At 68.2% G+C, this 18,459-nt stretch carries 13 protein-coding genes and 2 pseudogenes; 12 read left to right on the plus strand and 3 right to left on the minus strand.

Features of this window, described 5'->3' with window-relative positions; genetic code table 11:
- The first annotated feature begins 39 nt into the window (after positions 1-39).
- The 3 genes from AC5P5V_RS16705 (at position 40) to AC5P5V_RS16715 (ending at position 3,006) form a co-directional block, all read left to right on the plus strand.
- Positions 40-540, plus strand: coding sequence for a M48 metallopeptidase family protein (locus AC5P5V_RS16705; RefSeq protein ID WP_049414246.1), 501 nt, complete (start codon positions 40-42; stop codon positions 538-540).
- A 47-nt stretch (positions 541-587) separates the two neighbouring features.
- On the plus strand, positions 588-1,286 hold the full coding sequence (locus AC5P5V_RS16710) for an RNA pseudouridine synthase (RefSeq protein ID WP_231352239.1): 699 nt from the start codon (positions 588-590) through the stop codon (positions 1,284-1,286).
- Positions 1,287-1,449: 163 nt separating this feature from the next.
- A complete protein-coding gene (locus tag AC5P5V_RS16715) occupies positions 1,450-3,006 on the plus strand; it encodes a phospholipase D family protein (RefSeq protein WP_231352240.1) in 1,557 nt (518 codons plus the stop codon).
- 3 nt (positions 3,007-3,009) lie between these two features.
- Here the strand turns inward: AC5P5V_RS16715 and AC5P5V_RS16720 are convergent, their stop codons facing one another.
- Positions 3,010-4,086, minus strand: a complete 1,077-nt coding sequence (locus tag AC5P5V_RS16720; RefSeq protein ID WP_231352763.1) for an HDOD domain-containing protein — start codon at positions 4,084-4,086, stop codon at positions 3,010-3,012.
- A 277-nt stretch (positions 4,087-4,363) separates the two neighbouring features.
- Between AC5P5V_RS16720 and AC5P5V_RS16725 the strand changes: the two genes are divergently transcribed.
- A complete protein-coding gene (locus AC5P5V_RS16725; RefSeq protein WP_049413064.1) occupies positions 4,364-5,461 on the plus strand; it encodes a Glu/Leu/Phe/Val dehydrogenase dimerization domain-containing protein in 1,098 nt (365 codons plus the stop codon).
- A 47-nt stretch (positions 5,462-5,508) separates the two neighbouring features.
- Here the strand turns inward: AC5P5V_RS16725 and AC5P5V_RS16730 are convergent, their stop codons facing one another.
- Positions 5,509-8,352, minus strand: coding sequence for an autotransporter serine protease (locus tag AC5P5V_RS16730; RefSeq protein WP_231352241.1), 2,844 nt, complete (start codon positions 8,350-8,352; stop codon positions 5,509-5,511).
- A 182-nt stretch (positions 8,353-8,534) separates the two neighbouring features.
- On the opposite strand from AC5P5V_RS16730, the gene AC5P5V_RS16735 reads away from it, so the two are divergent.
- The 3 genes from AC5P5V_RS16735 to AC5P5V_RS16745 all read left to right on the plus strand — a co-directional run bounded on the left by AC5P5V_RS16735 (position 8,535) and on the right by AC5P5V_RS16745 (position 10,741).
- Positions 8,535-9,710 (plus strand): thiolase family protein, encoded by a 1,176-nt coding sequence (locus tag AC5P5V_RS16735; RefSeq protein ID WP_049413060.1) that lies wholly within the window; start codon positions 8,535-8,537, stop codon positions 9,708-9,710.
- Positions 9,711-9,834: 124 nt separating this feature from the next.
- Positions 9,835-10,176, plus strand: a complete 342-nt coding sequence (locus AC5P5V_RS16740; RefSeq protein WP_005418203.1) for a hypothetical protein — start codon at positions 9,835-9,837, stop codon at positions 10,174-10,176.
- Positions 10,177-10,330: 154 nt separating this feature from the next.
- Positions 10,331-10,741, plus strand: a complete 411-nt coding sequence (locus tag AC5P5V_RS16745) for a hypothetical protein (RefSeq protein WP_005418205.1) — start codon at positions 10,331-10,333, stop codon at positions 10,739-10,741.
- 278 nt (positions 10,742-11,019) lie between these two features.
- On the opposite strand, the gene AC5P5V_RS16750 is transcribed toward AC5P5V_RS16745, so the two are convergent.
- Positions 11,020-12,657, minus strand: coding sequence for an acyl-CoA dehydrogenase family protein (locus tag AC5P5V_RS16750; protein ID WP_134969109.1), 1,638 nt, complete (start codon positions 12,655-12,657; stop codon positions 11,020-11,022).
- Between the two features lie 113 nt (positions 12,658-12,770).
- Between AC5P5V_RS16750 and AC5P5V_RS16755 the strand changes: the two genes are divergently transcribed.
- The 5 genes and pseudogenes from AC5P5V_RS16755 to pdeM all read left to right on the plus strand — a co-directional run bounded on the left by AC5P5V_RS16755 (position 12,771) and on the right by pdeM (position 18,458).
- On the plus strand, positions 12,771-13,769 hold the full coding sequence (locus tag AC5P5V_RS16755) for a ligase-associated DNA damage response exonuclease (RefSeq protein WP_061479802.1): 999 nt from the start codon (positions 12,771-12,773) through the stop codon (positions 13,767-13,769).
- Positions 13,766-15,373: an ATP-dependent DNA ligase gene (locus AC5P5V_RS16760; protein ID WP_231352242.1), complete on the plus strand. Its 1,608-nt coding sequence runs from the start codon at positions 13,766-13,768 to the stop codon at positions 15,371-15,373. Before AC5P5V_RS16755 ends, AC5P5V_RS16760 begins: the two co-directional genes overlap by 4 nt.
- A pseudogene (locus tag AC5P5V_RS16765) lies at positions 15,370-15,597 on the plus strand (hypothetical protein); the annotation flags it as partial. The gene AC5P5V_RS16760 and the pseudogene AC5P5V_RS16765, both read left to right, overlap by 4 nt.
- Positions 15,592-17,827 (plus strand): annotated as a pseudogene (locus tag AC5P5V_RS16770) (ligase-associated DNA damage response DEXH box helicase); the annotation flags it as partial. The pseudogenes AC5P5V_RS16765 and AC5P5V_RS16770, both read left to right, overlap by 6 nt.
- Complete coding sequence (gene pdeM, locus AC5P5V_RS16775) at positions 17,817-18,458, plus strand: ligase-associated DNA damage response endonuclease PdeM (protein WP_061479805.1); 642 nt, start codon at positions 17,817-17,819, stop codon at positions 18,456-18,458. The pseudogene AC5P5V_RS16770 and the gene pdeM, both read left to right, overlap by 11 nt.
- Position 18,459 lies beyond the last annotated feature (1 nt).

Raw genomic sequence — 18,459 nt, forward strand, 5'->3', positions numbered from 1 at the left:
TTGGATGCTTCCATTCTACCGACGCCCCGCCGCCCCTGCATGGCAGTCCTGAAGTACCTCACCGGCTACCCCGAACCCCTGGTCGCCCAGGTCAGCGAACTGCTGGCGCAGGGCAAGCTCGGCCCCTGGCTGCAGCAGCGCTATCCCGACCCGCACGAGGTGCGCAGCGACCGCCAGCTGTACGACTACACCCAGGAGCTGAAGGACCGCTACCTGCGCAAGTCGGTGCCACTCAACAAGGTCTGCTACGACAACACCCTGGAAGTGATCAAGCACGCGCTGGGTACGCATACCGCCATTTCCCGCGTGCACGGCAGCCGCCTCAAGGCCAGCCGCGAGATCCGCATCGCTACGGTATTCCGCCAGGCGCCAGCGGCGTTCCTGCGCATGATCGTGGTGCATGAGCTGGCCCACCTGAAGGAAGCCGACCACAACAAGGCCTTCTACCAGTTGTGCCAACACATGGAACCGGATTACCTGCAGCTGGAGTTCGATACCCGTCTGTACCTGACCGAGCTGGCCAACCGCAGCCAGCGCTGACCGGCCGCAGCAGCTACACTGCGCGCCCCCTGCCCGACCTGCCCGCCATGGAACCGATCCGTCTCGACAAACGCCTGTCCGCCCTGCTCGGCATCCCCCGCGGCGAAGCGCGGCGCTATATCGAAGGCGGCTGGGTCACGGTCAACGGCGAAGTGGTGGAACAGCCGCAGCGCCCGGTCGATGACAGCGTGCTGATCGTCGTGGCCGAGCAGGCCAGCGATGAAAAGGCCGAGCGGGTCAGCATGCTGCTGCACAAGCCGGCCGGCGTTGCTGCTGAGACCCTGTGTGCGCTGGTCAGCAGTGACAGCCGCAGCGAACTTGATGCCAGCGACATCCGTCCGTTGCAGCGCCATTTCCACGGCCTGCAGCTGGCCGCTGCGCTTCCGGCCAGCGACAGCGGCCTGGTGGTGGTCAGCCAGGATCCGGCCACGCTGGCCCATCTACAGCGCAATCTGGGCCGCACCGAACAGGAATACCTGATCGAAGTGGCCGAAGGCGGCCCCGAGCGAGGACCGTGGCTGCTGGCGCGGCTGCAGCAGGAATCCGGCGGCGCCAAGGTCAGCTGGCAAAGCGAGCAGCGCCTGCGCTTTGCCGGCAAGGGGCTGACCGCCAAGGGCCTGCGCGTGGCGGTGACCGCCGCCGGGCTGCAGGTGCTGGCCGTGCGCCGACTGCGCATCGGCCGCGTGGCATTGGGGCCGCTGCCGCCGGCGCAGTGGCGTTACCTGGGCAGCGACGAGCGGTTCTGAGGCCTGCGGGTCAGGGCCCTTTCCTGCGGAAACGGGTCCGCCCCCATTGTGACGCCCCCGGGGTCGGATCCGTTGCCGAAGGCAAGCGCGCTGATGCCCTATCGATCCTGCAGGCATTCCTTCACGCAGGGCGTGGATCTACCATCGAGGCATGAGCCTGCCCATGCCCCTGTGGCGACGCCTGTTGCGCGTCGCTGCAATCATCCTCGCCGCGCTGTTGCTGCTGGTCCTGTCCGGGCTGCTGCTGGCCGACCATCTCACGCCACAGGCACAGGGCGCGCCCTCGCATGTACTGCCACTGCAGCCGGCGCAGACCCGCATCGACCAGCAGATCGTGCCGCTGCAGGACGCGCATCCCGGGCAATCAGGCGTAGCGTTCCTCAGTGATGGCATGGATGCCTTCGCCGCGCGCGCGATGATCACCGCGCACGCTGGCCGCAGCCTGGACCTGCAGTACTACATCTGGCACGACGACCTGATCGGCCACCTGATGGCCAAGGCGCTGCATGACGCCGCCGAGCGCGGTGTGCGCGTGCGCATCCTGCTCGATGACATGAATGCCAAGGACAAGGACGCGCTGATGATGGCGCTGGACCGGCACCCCAACATTGAAATCCGCCTCTACAACCCGTTCCGCAACCGGACCGGCATCCTGCGCATGGTGGAGATGGTGCAACGCTTCTTCAGCGTGAACCACCGCATGCACAACAAGAGCTGGATCGCCGATGGCCGCGTCGCGATCGTCGGTGGCCGCAACATCGGCGAGGAGTACTTCAGCGCGCGCACCGATGTGAACTTCCAGGATCTGGACCTGCTGGTCGCCGGCCCTGCCGTGGAGCAGGCCAACCGGATCTTCGACGACTACTGGAACAGCGAGGCCGCCATTCCGGTATCCGCGCTTGCCTTCCATACCGATGCGCAGCTGCGCCTGCTGGTGCGCGAATCGGATCATGAGGCGCAGCGGGACGTGGCCCGGCCCTACCTCGCGCGCGTGGCCGAATCACGCCAGCGGCAGCGCCCGAGTCCCGAGCCATTGCACTGGAGCAGTGCAGTGCGCATCGTCTCGGACCCGCCGCTGAAGCATCGCAGGGATGATCGCGCTGCCTGGCTGGTGTCGACCCTGATCAGCGAGCTGCAGGCCGCCCGGCACAAAACGTTGTTGATCTCGCCCTACTTCGTGCCAGGCAACGAAGGCCTGGATGGCTTTTCGGCCATGGCCGGGCGGGGCGTGCAGATCGGCGTGGTGACCAACTCACTGGCTGCCAACGACGTCGCCGCCGTGCACGGCGGCTACATGAGCTACCGCGTGCCGTTGCTCGAAGCGGGCGTCCACCTGTACGAACTGAAGGCGCAGGGTCAGTCCGGCGATGCCGGCATGTTCGGCAGCAGCGGCGCGAGCCTGCACACCAAGGCGTTCGTGGTCGACGACCGCCGCGGCTTCGTCGGCTCGTTCAACCTCGACCCGCGCTCGGCCTACCTCAACACCGAAATGGGCGTACTGTTCGACGACCCGGTGCTGGGGGCGCGGCTGCGCGATGAGTACCTGCGCCTGGCAGGCCCCAGGCACAGCTGGTGGCTGGCGCTGGACGACCGTGGCCGGTTGCGCTGGCTGGAGCGCGAGCCGCCACCGAACTGGGTCGAGGCCGAGCCAGGGGCAACGGCGCGCAAACGCTGGCTGTCGCGGGTGATCAGCTGGCTGCCTGTCGAATCGCAGCTGTAGCACTCAGGCCGCCGGGCCGGCCTGGTCCTGTCCGGCCTCATCCAGCGTTTCCACGCTGCGCCCATGCAGGCGCCGCCAGATCCAGCGCAATGCATGCGGCGGCGCTGAAGGCAGCTGCTCCAGCAGCGCCAGCATGCGGCTCTGGCTGGCATGCCCATGGCGGCACAACAGGCTGGCCGCTGCGGCGGCGCTGGCCAGGCGCAGGCTGTCGGCCAGCGCCCCTTCTGCATCCACCGCCAGGGCCTGGTGAACCGGCTCAGGCAGCTCCCATGCGGCGGCCACCCGCTGCGCCAACGGTAACGACCACTGCTGCAGCAGCTGCAGGGCCAACGCCGGCTCCACGGCCTCGCCGCGGGCCTGCGCTTCCTGCAGCAGCTGGCGCATTACCAGTGACGCGCCCAGTCCCTGCACCAGGCCCAGCCACTGCGCAGCGAAGGCATCACCGAAGGTGACCGTACGTGCGTGATCGGCGGCCACGCGCGAGGCCAGCAGCGCGTGCTCCCAGATGATCGCGCTGAACTGCGGGAACACTTCGCACTGCACCTGCATCACCGGCTGCACCAGTACCGCGCTGATGATCTGCCGCACGCCTTCGGTACCCACCAGTGTCACCGCCCGCTGCAGGCTTTCAACCGGGCGCTCATGCACCTTGTAGGCCGGGCTGTTGGCGATGCGCAGCAGGTTGCCGGTCAGTACCGGGTCCTGGCCGATGATCGCGGCCATCACCCGCGCTGAGGCGGCATCGTCGTTGACGGTCTGGATCAGCTGCGGCAGCAGTTGCGGCCGGCGGGGCAGCTGCCTGGCCGCCCAGTTGCGGTCCTGCAGCGCGCGCGCCACCGCCTCGCCCAGCCCTGCGGCCTGCACCGGCGTGGATTCACCGGCCAGACGCGGGTACAGGGCCAGCGCATGCAGGCCACGTTGCAGATGTGCAGCGATCTCGGCCGGGGGCAGCGCCTCGCCCTGCAGGCTCGCCGCTGCGGCGGCCACCGCCTGGCGGGACGCAGCAACCAGCCGCGACGGTGCCGCCCCGGTCGAACGCGCCAGCCAGCCGCGCAGCGATCGCCACCAGGCCGCTGTCATCGCCGCCTGCCCTGTCGTTGTGGTGCCCTTGCCGTCACTGACCGCCTGCCTCTTCACGCGAATCCGGCCACCCGCCGTCGTCGCAGCATCGGCCGCATTTTCATCTTCTTTAACTGCAAGGCATGCGATGTCGACGGCACCGGCCGGGGGAATGGACTAGAATGGCGCCGCGCGACCCGTCCCCCAGCCATGACGACGTCGCTTTTTTTGTTTTGGGACCCTACCGTTCACTGGCCGTTCGCTGCAGTTCGCCGCTGTTCGCGCCATCGGAGACGCCATGCTATTCGAAACCCTCGCCACCACCGGCCACGAACAAGTGGTGTTCTGCCACAACCACGATGCCGGCCTGCAGGCGATCATCGCCATCCACAACACCACCCTGGGCCCGGCCCTGGGCGGCGTGCGCATGCGTCCGTATGCCAGCACCGACGAGGCGCTGGCCGACGTGCTGCGGCTGAGCCGGACGATGACCTACAAGAATGCGCTGGCCGGCCTCAACGTCGGTGGTGGCAAGGCGGTGATCATCGGCGACCCGAAGGTGGACAAGACTGAAGTACTGTTCCGCGCCTTCGGCCGTTATGTCGACTCGCTGGGAGGGCGCTACATCACCGCCGAGGACGTCGGTACCGACGTCAACGACATGGAGAACATCTACCTGGAGAGCCAGTTCGTGACCGGCGTGCACCAGGTCCATGGCGGCTCCGGCGATCCGGCCCCGTTCACCGCCTACGGTGCGCTGCAGGCGCTGATGGCGGCGATGCGCTTCAAGTTCGGCCATGAGGAAGTGGGCAAGACCAGCATCGCAGTGCAGGGCCTGGGCCACATCGGCATGGAGCTGGTCAAGCTGCTGCGCGATCGCGGCGCCAAACTGTATGTCACCGACCTGGACAGCGCGCTGGTTGATCGCGCGGTCAGCGATTTCGGCGCCGAAGCGGTCAAGCCGGACGAGATCCACGAAGTGAACGCCGATGTGTTCGCACCGTGCGCGCTGGAAGGCGCGATCAACGCCGACACCCTGCCGCGGATCAAGGCGAAGATCATCTGCGGTACCGCCAACAACCAGCTGGCGAGCCTGGAAATCGGCGATGAACTGCATGCGCGCGGCATCCTGTATGCACCTGACTACGCGGTCAACGCGGGCGGCGTGATGAACGTGTCGCTGGAGATCGATGGCTACAACCGCGAACGCGCGATGCGCCTGATCCGCAGCATCTACCACAACCTCACCCGCATCTTCGAACTGTCGCAACGCGAGAACATCGCGCCGCAGCGGGCAGCCGACCGCATCGCCGAAAGCCGTATCCTGTCGATCGGCAAGCTGAAGATGCCGCTGGGCCGCAGCACCCCGCGCCTGGGCAACCTGCGCGGCGGCTGAGCCTGCCGATGTCGCGCCGGGCCTTTCGACCCGGCGCGACCGCCCGTTCAGAAGCCGGTGCTGTAGCGCAACGCCGCCTGGCGCGCGCCTTCGCCTCCGACGCGCTGGTCAAAGCCCAGGCTCAGGCGGCCGTTGCGGCCCCACCACGACTCCAGCGCCACGCCGAACAACGCACTGCCTCGCGGCGCGTTCCAGCCCGCCAGTGGCGCCCATGCATCAACGCCGACGAAACTGGCCTGCCAGTCCGCATCGGCACCATCGAGCCGCTGCTGCCATTCGGCATGCCCGCGCAGGGTCCAGCGCCCCCAGCCACGTTCGCCGCGGATACCGGCCAGCATCTGGCTGCGCTGTACGCGGTTGGCATCGCCACGCAGGCCGAAGCCGAACCCGCCCAGTTCGTTGAAGGCATCGGTATCCACGCGCGTCGTGCTGGCGCCCAGATACGGGGTCAACGACGCACCCGCGTTGCCGAAGCGATAGCCGCCTTCGACACTGGCACTGCTGAAACGTCCGCCGTAACGTGCAGAGACACCGTAGGCGCCGGCGCCCAGCAGCAACTGGCGATCCAGCGCACGGGTGAACTGGCCGCTGCCGACCTGCGCCAGCGCATAGCCCCGGCCCAGGTTCCAGCCGGCGTACAGCTGCGCCTGCGCCTGGCGATCACGCCCACGATCACCGCCGAAGCCACTGCCACCATCGCTGCGGGTTTCGCCGAAGGCCACACCCATCAGCCCATTGCTGCCCAGCGGCAGGTCCTGGCCGGCCATCCAACCACGGCTGTCGGCGGCATTGCCGGCGAAACTGCCCTGCCCGGCTTCGCCGAGCGCGCTCTGCCAGGCCCCGCGCAGGCGCGGCGCCGCCTGCACGCGATCGAAGCGCTCGGCGATCGCGCGGCGTGACATGTCGATGCTGTCGAAGGTGGCCGACTCGGCCCGCGCATGCGCCTGTCCGGACAGGCTCTGCAAACTGGCCTCGAGGCCTTTGCTGCCACCGCCGGTCCACTGCAGCGCACCGGCGGCCGTACCGAAGGCCGAGCCCTGCAGCGTCGTATCGCCATCAAGCGCGCTGAACGCACTGTCCACGCGTTGCGCAGCCGACTGCGCCGAGGCCGTGAGCCCGGTCGCTGCCGCCGTGACGCTGACCTGGGTCAGGTTCAACCAAGCGTTGTTGCTGTCATAGCCATAGCTGCTCTGCAGCAGCGACAGGCCCTGCAGGCCGCTGGAGGTGGCCGGGCTGCTGAAGGTGCCGCTGAGGCCGCCGGCGGCGTGGATCAGGTCCTGGCGGCTGCCGTTCTGCGGCACATAGCCGGAGACGAAGCCGTGCACGCGCACGCCCCCGTTGATCGTGGCCTTGCCGGTGACCTGCAGCGCATTGGCACCCAGTGCGATCATCAGCTGTGCACCGGCCTGCTGGGTGTAGTTGCCCTCGATGGTGCCGGTGGTGCTACCGGTGGTGAGGAACACGCTGCTGCCGTTGACCACATTGCCGATCACGCGCGGCGTACCGCCATTGAACTGCAGGCCGGTCGAATCCGGATCGGGCTGCGCCAGGATCGTCACGTTGGAGCGGATCACGCTGCCGTTCTGCAGTGACAGGATGCCGCGCTCGATGCGGGTGGCGCCGCTGTAGCTGTTGTTGCCACCCAGCACCAGGGTTCCCCCGCCCTGCTTGACCAGGCCACCGCTGCCGACGATGTCGTTGCTCCACAGCGAGCCACTCGATGGCGCATCGACATTGGCCACCACATCGCCCCAGTCGAAGCGCCCCGGCCCCTTGATCGCCCGCGAGATGTCGAGCAGGCCGTAGCCGAACACCGCATCCACGCCGGGCGCACCGATGTCCTTGGCGGTGCCCAGCAGGGTCTGCCGCACCAGGTTGTTGTCGAAGTACGGGTAGCGCTGCCAGACCAGGGCGGCGGCGCCGGAAATCAGCGGGGCGGCAAAGGACGTGCCGTAGTTCCAGTAATAGCTGCCGCCGTTGGCATCGGGATAGACCGCGCTGCCCGGCGCCGCCAGGCAGTAGCGCGCGGCCTGGCCGCAGGCATTGGCGTAGCTGGCCAGCGTGCCCGGTGCATACGGATCCACCGCAGTGGCCACCAGCCAGCCGCGCTCCAGATCGGCCGCTGGCAGCGAGCCGGCAACGCCCAGCTGGCTGGGCAGCGCGGCCAGGCTGCTCGGCTCGGGGCGCGCATCGTTGCCGGCCGCGAACACCACCAGGCCGCCATGATTGATGACGAACGGCCGGTACTCGGCCGCCACCTGCGCGGTGGTCGGCAGGTCGGTCCAGTACAGGCCGCCCCACGAATTGTTCATCACCTTCACGTTGTAGCTGATCAGGTCCTGGTGGACCTGCGCCACGCCCAGTGGGCCGCTGAAGGAATTGCCCTTGCCGCTGCCGTCATCGACGGGCGGCTTGTCGGCGATGATCCGCGCCGAAACGATCTGTGCGCCGGGGGCGATGCCGCCCGGCCAGGACCCCACTGGAGCACCCGCGGCCAGGCTGGCCACCGCCGTGCCGTGACCCACCACGTCGTCCACCTGCAGGTTGTTGCGGGCGGGGTCGATGTAGTTGAGGTTGGCGACCACGCGCCCGTTCAGCGCCACTGCGTTGCGCTGCACGCCCGAATCGACGATGCCGATGCGCACCCCCTGCCCGGTCAGGCCGGCGGCCTGTGCGGCACGCGCATTGGTCACGGACAGGTGCGCGTCGAAGGCCGGCTCCTGCGGCTTGGCCGGAGGCGGGGTGGTCGGCGGGGGCGTGGTCGGGGGCGTCGGGGTGGTCGGGGGTGGATCGATGCGGACATTGCCGCCGCCTCCGCCGCCACCACATGCCGTCAATGCCATCGCCAGCGCCGACGCCAGCGCCGACCTCACCATCATCGTGCGTTCCATCGATTCCTTCCCATGAACGTTGGCCTGCCTACATCCCGGCAGGCGTGCGGTGCCGCCCAGCGGCGGCCCTCCCCGACCCTCTATACTTGGGTCGACCCCCACGCAGTCTGCCGGGAAATCGCGGCGCTTCCAACGTCTTCGGTCTCCTTTCCGAACATTGCTTACGCATCAACGAGATTGCCATGTCCAACATCGTCATCGCCGCCGCCAAGCGCACCGCCATCGGCTCCTTCCTCGGCCAGTTCAACGGCGTGCCGACCCCGACCCTCGGCGCGGCCGCCATCGCGGCCGCCCTGGAACAGTCGGGCGTGCCGGCCAGCGACGTCTCTGAAGTCCTCATGGGCTGCGTGCTGCCGGCCAACCTCGGCCAGGCGCCCGCCCGCCAGGCGGCGATCGCCGCCGGCATTCCGCTGTCGACCGGTGCCACCACCCTCAACAAGGTGTGCGGCTCGGGCATGAAGACCATCATGCTCGGCCATGACCTGATCAAGGCCGGTTCGGCCAGCATCGTGGTTGCCGGCGGCATGGAATCGATGTCCAACGCCCCGCACCTGCTGCCCAACTCGCGTACCGGCAACCGCTTCGGCAACTTCCAGGCGATCGACCACATGGCCCACGACGGCCTGGTCAACGCCTACGACGGCAAGGCCATGGGTGAATTCGCCGAATGCGCCGTGGACAAGTACCAGTTCAGCCGCGAGGAACAGGACGCCTATGCGATCGAATCGGTCAAGCGCGCACAGGCCGCACAGGCCAATGGGGCATTCGCCGACGAGATCGTCGCGGTGAAGGTCGCCACCCGCAAGGGTGAGGTCGAGGTCGCCACCGACGAGCAACCCGGCCGCTCCGACATCGCCAAGATCCCGACCCTGCGCCCGGCCTTCAAGAAGGACGGCAGCGTCACCGCCGCCAGCTCCTCCAGCATCTCCGACGGCGCCGCTGCGGTGGTCCTGCTGACCGAGGAAGACGCCAACGCACGTGGCATTACCCCGCTGGCGCGCATCGTCGGCCACGCCACCCATTCGCAGGAACCGGAGTGGTTCACCACCGCCCCGATCGGCGCGATCCGCACGCTGCTGGCCAAGACCGGATGGTCGCTGGACCAGATCGACCTGTTCGAAATCAATGAGGCCTTCGCCGTGGTGGCGATGGCACCGATGCGTGAACTGGGCATCCCGCACGACAAGCTCAACGTGAATGGCGGGGCCTGCGCACTGGGCCATCCCATCGGTGCCTCCGGTGCACGCCTGGTGGTGACCTTGGTCAACGCCCTGCGCACGCGCGGTGGCAAGCGCGGCATTGCCACCCTGTGCATCGGTGGCGGTGAAGCAACAGCCATCGCCATCGAATTGATTTAAAAAGATTTAACGACGATTTCGCAAAAATGAATGCGGGATCGCTTGACACCCAATCTTGGCTTGTCATCATGTTGTCGGCGCGCAGCATGCGCGTTGCCTAATTCTAACGACGAGGATTTACACAATGAGCATCAACAAGCTGCTGGTCGCGATGTCCCTGGCTCTGGCCCTGGCCGCCTGCTCGAAGCAGGAAGCTGCCCAGGACGCCGCTGCTTCGGCCAACGAAGCCGCCACCGAAGCCCAGGCTGCTGCCGACCAGGCCGCCGCTGCCGGCGCCCAGACCGCCGACGCTGCCCAGCAGGCTGCCAACACCGCCGCCACCGCTGCTGACGCTGCGACCGACGCTGCTGCCAACACCGCTGCTGCCGCGACCGACGCTGCTGCTGGCGAAGCCAAGGACGCTGCCAAGGCTGCCGAAGCTACCGCTGAGCAGGCCAAGGACGCTGCTGAAGAAGCCAAGAAGTAATAACTTCTTTCTTCAGGCTGTTCTGGAAAAGCCGCTGGTTCGCCAGCGGCTTTTTCTTTGGCCTGCTGCCTGCGCGCGCCTCGGATCGCGACCCCGTCTTCACAACGGCATGAATAGGCTGGCGTCCCCATCCATTGCAGTACCGGAGACCGCCATGAAGATTCGCCCGATCACCACCACGCTGCTGGCCGCCTCCCTGCTGCTGGCCCTGGCCGCCTGCAAGGGTCCGGAAGCCGAACAGGCCAAGCAGGACGCGCAGCAGGCCGCCGACAGCGCCGGCGCTGCCGCCCGTGACGCCGTGGACAGGGCCGCCGAAGCCACCCGCAACGCTGCCGACAAGACCGCTGCCGCTTCCGAGCAGGCCGCCGCCGATACCCAGCAGGCATTGGACAAGGCCGCAGACGCCACCGCAAACGCCGCAGACAAGGCCAAGGTTGCGGCAACCGACGCCGCTGCACATGCCAGCGACGCCACTGCGGACGCCGCACAGAAGGTTGCTGACAAGGCCCGTGATGTCGCCAATGACGCCAAGGCCAACGCCGCCAAGGAAGAAGCCAAGCACTAAGGCGTACCGGCAGCCGGGCATCGGCTCGGCGCCCCAGGAAAAGCCGCGGCACTGCCGCGGCTTTTCTGCTTTTCGCTCTCTGCTCTTTCTGTTGATTCCATGCTGGACGCGTACGGAAAGTGTCCAAGGACGCGCGGGTAGGTTGCGCAGGGGCGTAAGCGCCATGGATGGCGCGCCCGCGCCTACAAGGACGTATTCACAGCGCCCGCGCGACCTACCCGCGCGGCCCACCCATCAGTATCAGCGGCCACCACGAGGGGCTTCGCCGTTGGCCGCCCCTAAGGCAGCGCGCGCGCCTGCATTGCCGACAGATCCACACCCGCCGGCAGCGTCCCGAACACCAGCCCATGCTGCCCTTCCAGCCGGCTGCGCACGAACGCTTCAGCCATTGGACTGCCCGCCCGCAACATCAACGCCGCCTGCAGCAGCAGCGCAGTGCGCTCGCAGAAAAGCCTCGCCTGCGACTCATCCGGTGCCGGTGCCGCTGCCCAACGCTGCAATGCCGCTGCGTAGCGCGCATCACGATCGGCCACCGCTGCCAGCTCGGCGCGCAGCGCCGCCAGTGCCTCCGGTTCACGTGCCAGCGCGCGCAGTACGTCCAGGCACTGGATGTTGCCACTGCCTTCCCAGATCGAATTCAACGGCGCCTGCCGGTACAGCCGCGGCAGCATCGATTCCTCCACATAGCCTGCGCCGCCGAGGCATTCCTGCGCTTCGTTGACGAAGGCCGGCGCGCGCTTGCACAGCCAGTACTTGCCCAGCGCCGTTCCCACCCGTGCCAGCGCAGCTTCGTTGGCATCCACGCCTGCGCGATCCACCGCGCGTGCGATGCGCATCGAAAGTACCGTGGCTGCTTCCGATTCCAGCGCCAGGTCGGCCAGCACGTTGGTCATCAACGGGTGCTCGACCAGCAGCTTGCCGAAGGTGCGGCGATGGCGTGCGTGGTGCAACGCCTGCGCCAACGCCATGCGCATTTCCGCCGCTGCGCCCAGCATGCAATCCAGGCGGGTCATCATCACCATGCCGATGATGGTGGCCACGCCACGCCCCTCCTCGCCCACCCGCCATGCCTGCGCGCCGCAGAACTCGACTTCGCTGGAGGCATTGGCCCAATCGCCGAGCTTGTCCTTCAACCGCATCAGGCGGAACGCGTTGCGGTCACCGTCGGCCAGCCGGCGCGGCATCAGCAGGCAGGTCAGTCCTCCCGGCGCCTGCGCCAGCACCAGGAAGCCATCGCACATCGGTGCGGAAAAGAACCACTTGTGGCCGACAAGGCGATAGCGCTCACCATCGATCGGTTCGGCGCGCGTGCTGTTGGCGCGCACATCCGAGCCGCCCTGCTTCTCGGTCATGCCCATGCCCAGGGTGATGCCGGCCTTGTCAGCCACCGGCACGTCGCGCGGGTCATAGACCGGCGCTGCGGCCTTGCGTGCCCACTCGGCCAGATGCGGCTGCGCGTGCAGCACCGCTACTGCTGCATGGGTCATCGTCAAGGGGCAACTGGTGCCGGCCTCGGCCTGGTGGTGCAGGTAGCTCAACACCGCACGCGCGACGTGCGCGCCGGGTTGCGGTTCGTGCCAGGACAAGCCGGCGACACCGTGCGATTTCGCCGTTTCCATCAACTGGTGATAGGCCGGATGGAACTCCACCGTATCGATGCGATGACCCTGCGCATCATGCGTGCGCAGGCGTGGGCGGTCGCGGTTGGCATCAAAGCCGAGCCGGTACAGCTCGTCGCCGGCCAGCGCGCCATAGACCGCCAGGCGTGGCGCGAAGCTGCCAGCGCCTTCGCGCTGCACAGCTTCCATCAGCGCCACGTCGTCAGTCCACAACTGGCGCCCCGCGAACGGTGGCGGCTGGTTCAACACCACATGGGTTTCGTAGGGCGCGTCGCTGCTGAAGCTCGGTCCACTCATCCGGTCCATCCTGGCGGCAAGAGGTATGCGGTCCGATTGTGCCGCATGACTTGCCAAGCCCGTGTTCAGGCCGGTTCTCGCCCTGTGCACGAGCGGCAGGCCACAGTGACCGCATGGCAGCCAACGACGATCTGGTGGTGTTGCGCCCGGAAGGGCTGTACTGCGCCGCCGGCGATTTCCACATTGATCCCTGGCGACCGGTAGCGCGCGCGGTCATCACCCATGGCCACGGCGATCACGCCCGCCCGGGCATGGGCGAGTACCACTGCAGCGAAGGCAGCCTGCCGATCCTGCGCTGGCGCCTGGGCGATGTGCCGGTGCAGGCGCACGTCGAGGGCGTGCCGTTCCGCCTGGGCCGGGTACAGGTATCGCTGCATCCAGCCGGTCACGTCCTGGGATCTTCGCAGGTGCGCATCGACGACGGGCGGCAGGTCTGGGTCGCCTCCGGCGACTACAAGCGGCAGCCTGACCCAACCTGTGCGCCGTTTGAAGTAGTGCCCTGCGATACCTTCATCACCGAAGCCACCTTCGCCCTGCCGATCTACCGCTGGCCGGACACGCCGGCCGTCGCTGCCGAGATCGTGGCGTGGCGCCGCGAATGCGAACAACGCGGCGAGGCTGCGATCCTGCTGTGCTATGCGCTGGGCAAGGCACAGCGGGTGCTGGCCGAGCTGCGGCCACTGGATGATCGGCCGGCCTGGCTGCATGGCGCCATCGCCAATGGCGTGGCGGTGTACCGGCAGGCCGGCGTACCGATGCTGGAGACGCTCACCGTGGCCGAACAGGGCCGCCAGCCCGATGCCGCCGGCCAGTTGATCCTCGCCCCGCCCTCGGCTGCGGGCACGCCCTGGATGCGCCGCTTCGGCCGTCACCAGCTGGGCTTCGCCTCGGGCTGGATGCAACTGCGCGGCAACCGCCGCCGCCGCAACGTTGATCGTGGCTTCGTCATTTCCGACCACGCCGATTGGCCCGCACTGCTGCAGACGATCGAACAGACCGGCGCGCAGCGGGTGATCGCCACCCATGGCAATACCGATGCATTGATTCCGTTCCTGCGCGAACGCGGCGTGGCTGCCGAAGCCTTCCGTACCGATTTCGGGAGCGAGGAATGAAGGCCTTCGCAGCGCTCTACCAACGCCTGGACCGCAGCACTGCCACGCTGGACAAGCGAGCGGCACTGGTCGATTACTTCGGCCAGGCAGGCGCGCACGATGCGGCGTGGGCGCTGTACCTGCTCAGTGGTGGCAAGGTGGGCGGCGCGCGCAGGAAGATCGCCGCCAGTGGCGAACTGCGCGCCTGGATTGCCGAGGAATCAGGGTTGCCACCGTGGCTGGTGGAGGACAGCTATGCGCAGGTGGGTGACCTGGCCGAAACGCTGACCCTGCTGCTGGACGACCCACCGAACCCCTCGCCTGACCGGCCCCTGGCCGAATGGATCGAACAGCACCTGCTGGCGGTGGCCAACCAACCCGAGGCGATGCGCCGTGCGGCAGTCGTGGCCGGCTGGCAGCAGCTGTGCAGCAGCGAACGCCTGGTGTTCAACAAGCTGCTGACCGGCGCCCTGCGCATTGGCGTCTCGCAACGACTGGTGCAGCAGGCGCTGGCCGAATGGTCCGGCCTGGACATCGCACGCATCGCCCAGCGCATGCTGGGCGAGTGGGTGCCCTCGCCCGGGCTGCTGGCCCAGCTGCTGTCGCCGGATGAGCTGCCGCTGGACCGGCAGCAGCCCTACCCGTTCTTCCTCGCCTCGCCACTGGAGGGCAACCCTGCCGAACGACTTGGCGCGATCGATGACTGGCTGCTGGAATGGAAGTGGGATGGCATCCGCCTGCAGCTGCTGCGCCGGCGCGGCGAGGTCGCCTTGTGGTCACGCGGCGAAGAGCGGCTGGATGGCCGCTTCCCCGAGATCGAACAGGCGGCGATGGCGCTTCCCGATGGCTGCGTGCTGGACGGCGAGCTGCTGGCCTGGGACGAAGCCGCGGACCTGCCGCGTGCCTTCACCGCGCTGCAGACGCGTATCCAGCGCCGAAAACCCGGTGCGGCCACCCTGCGCAACACGCCGGTGCGGGTGCTCGCCTATGACCTGCTTGAACTCGATGGCGTGGACCTGCGCGAACGTCCGCTGCAGCAGCGGCGCGCGCGGCTCGCCGAGGTCGTCGGTGCACTGAACGATGCACGGATCCAGCTCTCACCCGGCGTTGACGCCGACGACTGGCTTCAGGCGGCGGCAATGCGCGACGTGGCACGCGAACGCGGCGTGGAAGGACTGATGCTGAAGCGGCATGCCTCGCCCTACCAGGCCGGACGCCGCCGTGGTGACTGGTGGAAATGGAAGGTCGATCCGCTCACCATCGATGCGGTGCTCCTGTACGCGCAGGCCGGCCATGGGCGGCGCAGCACGCTGTACACCGACTACACCTTCGGCGTCTGGGACGGCGACACGCTGGTGCCGGTGGCCAAGGCCTATTCGGGCCTGGATGACAAGGAAATCCTCGCGCTTGATCGCTGGATCCGCGCCAACACCCGCGAGCGCTTCGGCCCGGTGCGCAGCGTTCGCGCCGAACACGTCTTCGAGCTGGGCTTCGAGGCGGTCAACCGCAGCAGCCGGCACAAGTCGGGCATCGCTGTGCGCTTTCCGCGCATCCTGCGCTGGCGCCACGACAAGCCCGCCAGCGAAGCCGATCAGCTGGCCACGCTGCAGGCATTGGCACGATGAACCGCAGCCAGGCACTGCGCCGGCTGGAAGACTGGTTCGCGTCCAGAGGCTGGCGCTCACTGCCGTTCCAGCGCGCGATGTGGCGTCACTATCTCGCCGGCGAATCCGGACTGCTGCACACACCCACAGGCAGCGGCAAGACACTGGCGATGTTCGGAGGGCCGCTGCTGCAGGCCATGATCGACCCGCCGCCCTCCCCCCGCCGCGCCAGCGCGGTACGCCCGCTGCAGGTGCTGTGGGTGACCCCCTTGCGCGCCTTGGCCAGCGACACCGCGCGCGCTGCAGATCGTGGTCGATGGGCTGGGGCTGGGTTGGCGTGTCGGCCTGCGCAGTGGTGACGCCAGCAACCGCGAGCGGCGCCAGGCGCGCGAAGGCCGCATCGACGTACTGGTGACGACGCCGGAATCACTGGCGCTGCTGCTGAGCTATCCAGATACGCTGCCGCGCATGCAGCGGCTGCGCTGCGTGGTGGTGGACGAATGGCACGAACTGCTGGGAAACAAGCGCGGCGTCCTGCTGCAGTTGAACCTGGCGGTGTTGCGCGATACCACGCCGGCATTGCAGCTGTGGGGACTGTCAGCCACCCTGGGCAATCTGCAGGAGGCGCGCGACGTGCTGCTGCCCGGGCGACCGGAAGCACCGATCGTGCAGGGCGTACGACCGCGCCCACTGAGCGTGCGCAGCCTGTTGCCAGACCCCGGCGAGCGCTTCCCATGGGCGGGGCATCTGGGCCTGGCACAGCTGCCACGCGTGCTGGAGGCACTGATGCAGGCACGCAGCAGCCTGCTGTTCACCAACACCCGTGCACAGGCGGAACTGTGGCATCAGGCGCTGGCGGCGGTCTGGCCGGAAGAACCGGACACGCTTGCGCTGCACCACGGCTCGCTGGATCCGGCGCTGCGCCAGCAGGTGGAGGATGGCCTGCGCGCGGGCGCGCTGCGCTGCGTGGTTGCCACCTCCAGCCTCGACCTGGGTGTCGACTTCCCCGAGGTTGAGCAGGTCCTGCAGCTGGGCAGCCCGAAGGGCGTGGCGCGCCTGCGCCAGCGCGCCGGACGCGCACGCCACCGCCCGGGTGCCAGCGGCGCCATCCTGTGCGTGCCCAGCCATGCGCTGGAACTGGCCGAGTACGCTGCGGTGCGCCGTGCCTTGGCTGAAGGTGTGGTCGAAGCGCGCAGGCCGCCGACGCTGTCGCTGGATGTGCTGGCCCAGCACGCGGTCAGCCGCGCACTGGCGGGCGGCTTCGACAGCACTGCGCTGCTGGCACAGGTCCGGCGTACCCATGCCTTCGCGTCGCTCGGCGACGACCAGTGGCAGGCCGTGCTCACGTTCATCGTGCAGGGCGGGCAGGCGTTGGCCCAGTACCCCGATTTCCACAAGGTCGTGCGAGATGCCGATGGGTGGTACCGCATGCACGACCGCCGCCAGGCGCTGCGTCATCGGCTGTCGATCGGCACCATCAGCAGCGATGGCAGCGTGCGCGTGCAGTTCCTGCGCGGCGGCAGCCTGGGCGCCGTGGAGGAGCAGTTCGCCAGCCGCCTGCGCCGTGGCGACCGCTTCCAGTTCGCCGGGCGCCTGCTGGAGCTTGTGCAGCTGCGCGACATGACCGCCTTCGTGCGGTTGGCACGAGGGCGCGGAGACGGTGTCGTGCCACGCTGGCAGGGAGGCCAGTTGCCGCTGTCGATGCCACTCGGACGCGAGCTGGAGTGGGTACTGTCCGGTGCTGACGACAGCGCCGAATCACGCTGGCTGTCGCCCTTGCTGGCACTGCAGCAACAGTTGTCGGCGCTTCCCGGCCCGGACCACCTGCTGGTGGAAGAGGTGCGGCGTCGCGAAGGCCAGTTCCTGTTCGTCTATCCCTTTGCCGGCCGCCACGTGCATGAGGCGCTGGCCGCCCTGCTGGCGCTGCGCTGTACCCGCCGGCAGCGCAACAGCATCGGCTATGCGGTGAACGATCACGGCCTGGTGCTGGCACCGGCACAGGCCATCGATCTGGACGCGGCGCAATGGCGGGCGCTGTTCGCCTCCGATCAGCTGCTGGATGACCTGCGTGCTGCGGTGAACCTGGGCGAGCTGGCGCGTCGCCAGTTCCGCGGCATCGCACGCGTCGCCGGCCTGCTGGTCCCCAGCCTGCCCGGTGGCATGCCACGGGCACTGCGCCAGCTGCAGGCGTCCGCGGGACTGCTCTACGACGTACTGCGCGAGCACGACCCGGATCACCTGCTGCTGGCGCTGGCGGAACAGGAAGTGCTGAATGACAGCCTCGACATGCCGGGGCTGCAACAGGTACTGGCCAGGATTCGGATGCAGACCCTCTCGGTGCAGCGCCCGGCGTCACTGACGCCGTTGGGTTTCCCGCTGTGGGCCGAACGCCTGCGCGGGCAGTTCAGCAACGAAGACTGGCGTACCCGGGTGCAACGCGTGGCCCAGCAGCTGGAGCGTCGGCATGGCCGATGAACTGCCGCTGCTGCGCGCAGGCGAGCCGCTGGTGCTGCTTGGCGCGCGTGCACTGTACTGGCCCGCGCGGCAGGCACTGCTGCTCGCCGATCTGCACCTGGGCAAGGCCGATGTCTTCCGCCGCGCAGGCATCGCGCTGCCCGGCGGCGGTACCGGCAAGGACCTGCAACGCCTGCAGGGGCTGCTGGACGCGCGTGCCTGCCGCGAGGTGTGGATCCTGGGCGACATCCTGCATGGCCCGGCGCATCGTGCTGCGTGGTACCAGCAATGGCTGGGATGGCGCGAACGCAATGCCGCACTGGACGTGCATGTCCTGCGCGGAAATCATGACCGGCAGCTGCCGCATGCCGAGCTGCAGGTGCAGATCCACGACGAAGTACGGTTGCCACCGTTCCTGCTTCGGCATGAGCCGGTGCCCGATGCGGAGCTGCATGTGATCGCCGGGCATCTGCATCCACAGATCGCTTTGCCTCCGTTGCGGCGGCGCTTCCCCGCATTCTGGCTGCGTGACAGGATGACGCTCCTGCCGGCCTTCTCCGCGTTCACCGCCGGAATCGTTCCTGTTCCCGCTGCCGGCGAACAGATGGTCGCCTGCGTGGACAACGGCCTGGTGGCACTGCCCCTGGCTTGAA

Source organism: Stenotrophomonas sp. YJH_SMC_130 (assembly GCF_059369035.1).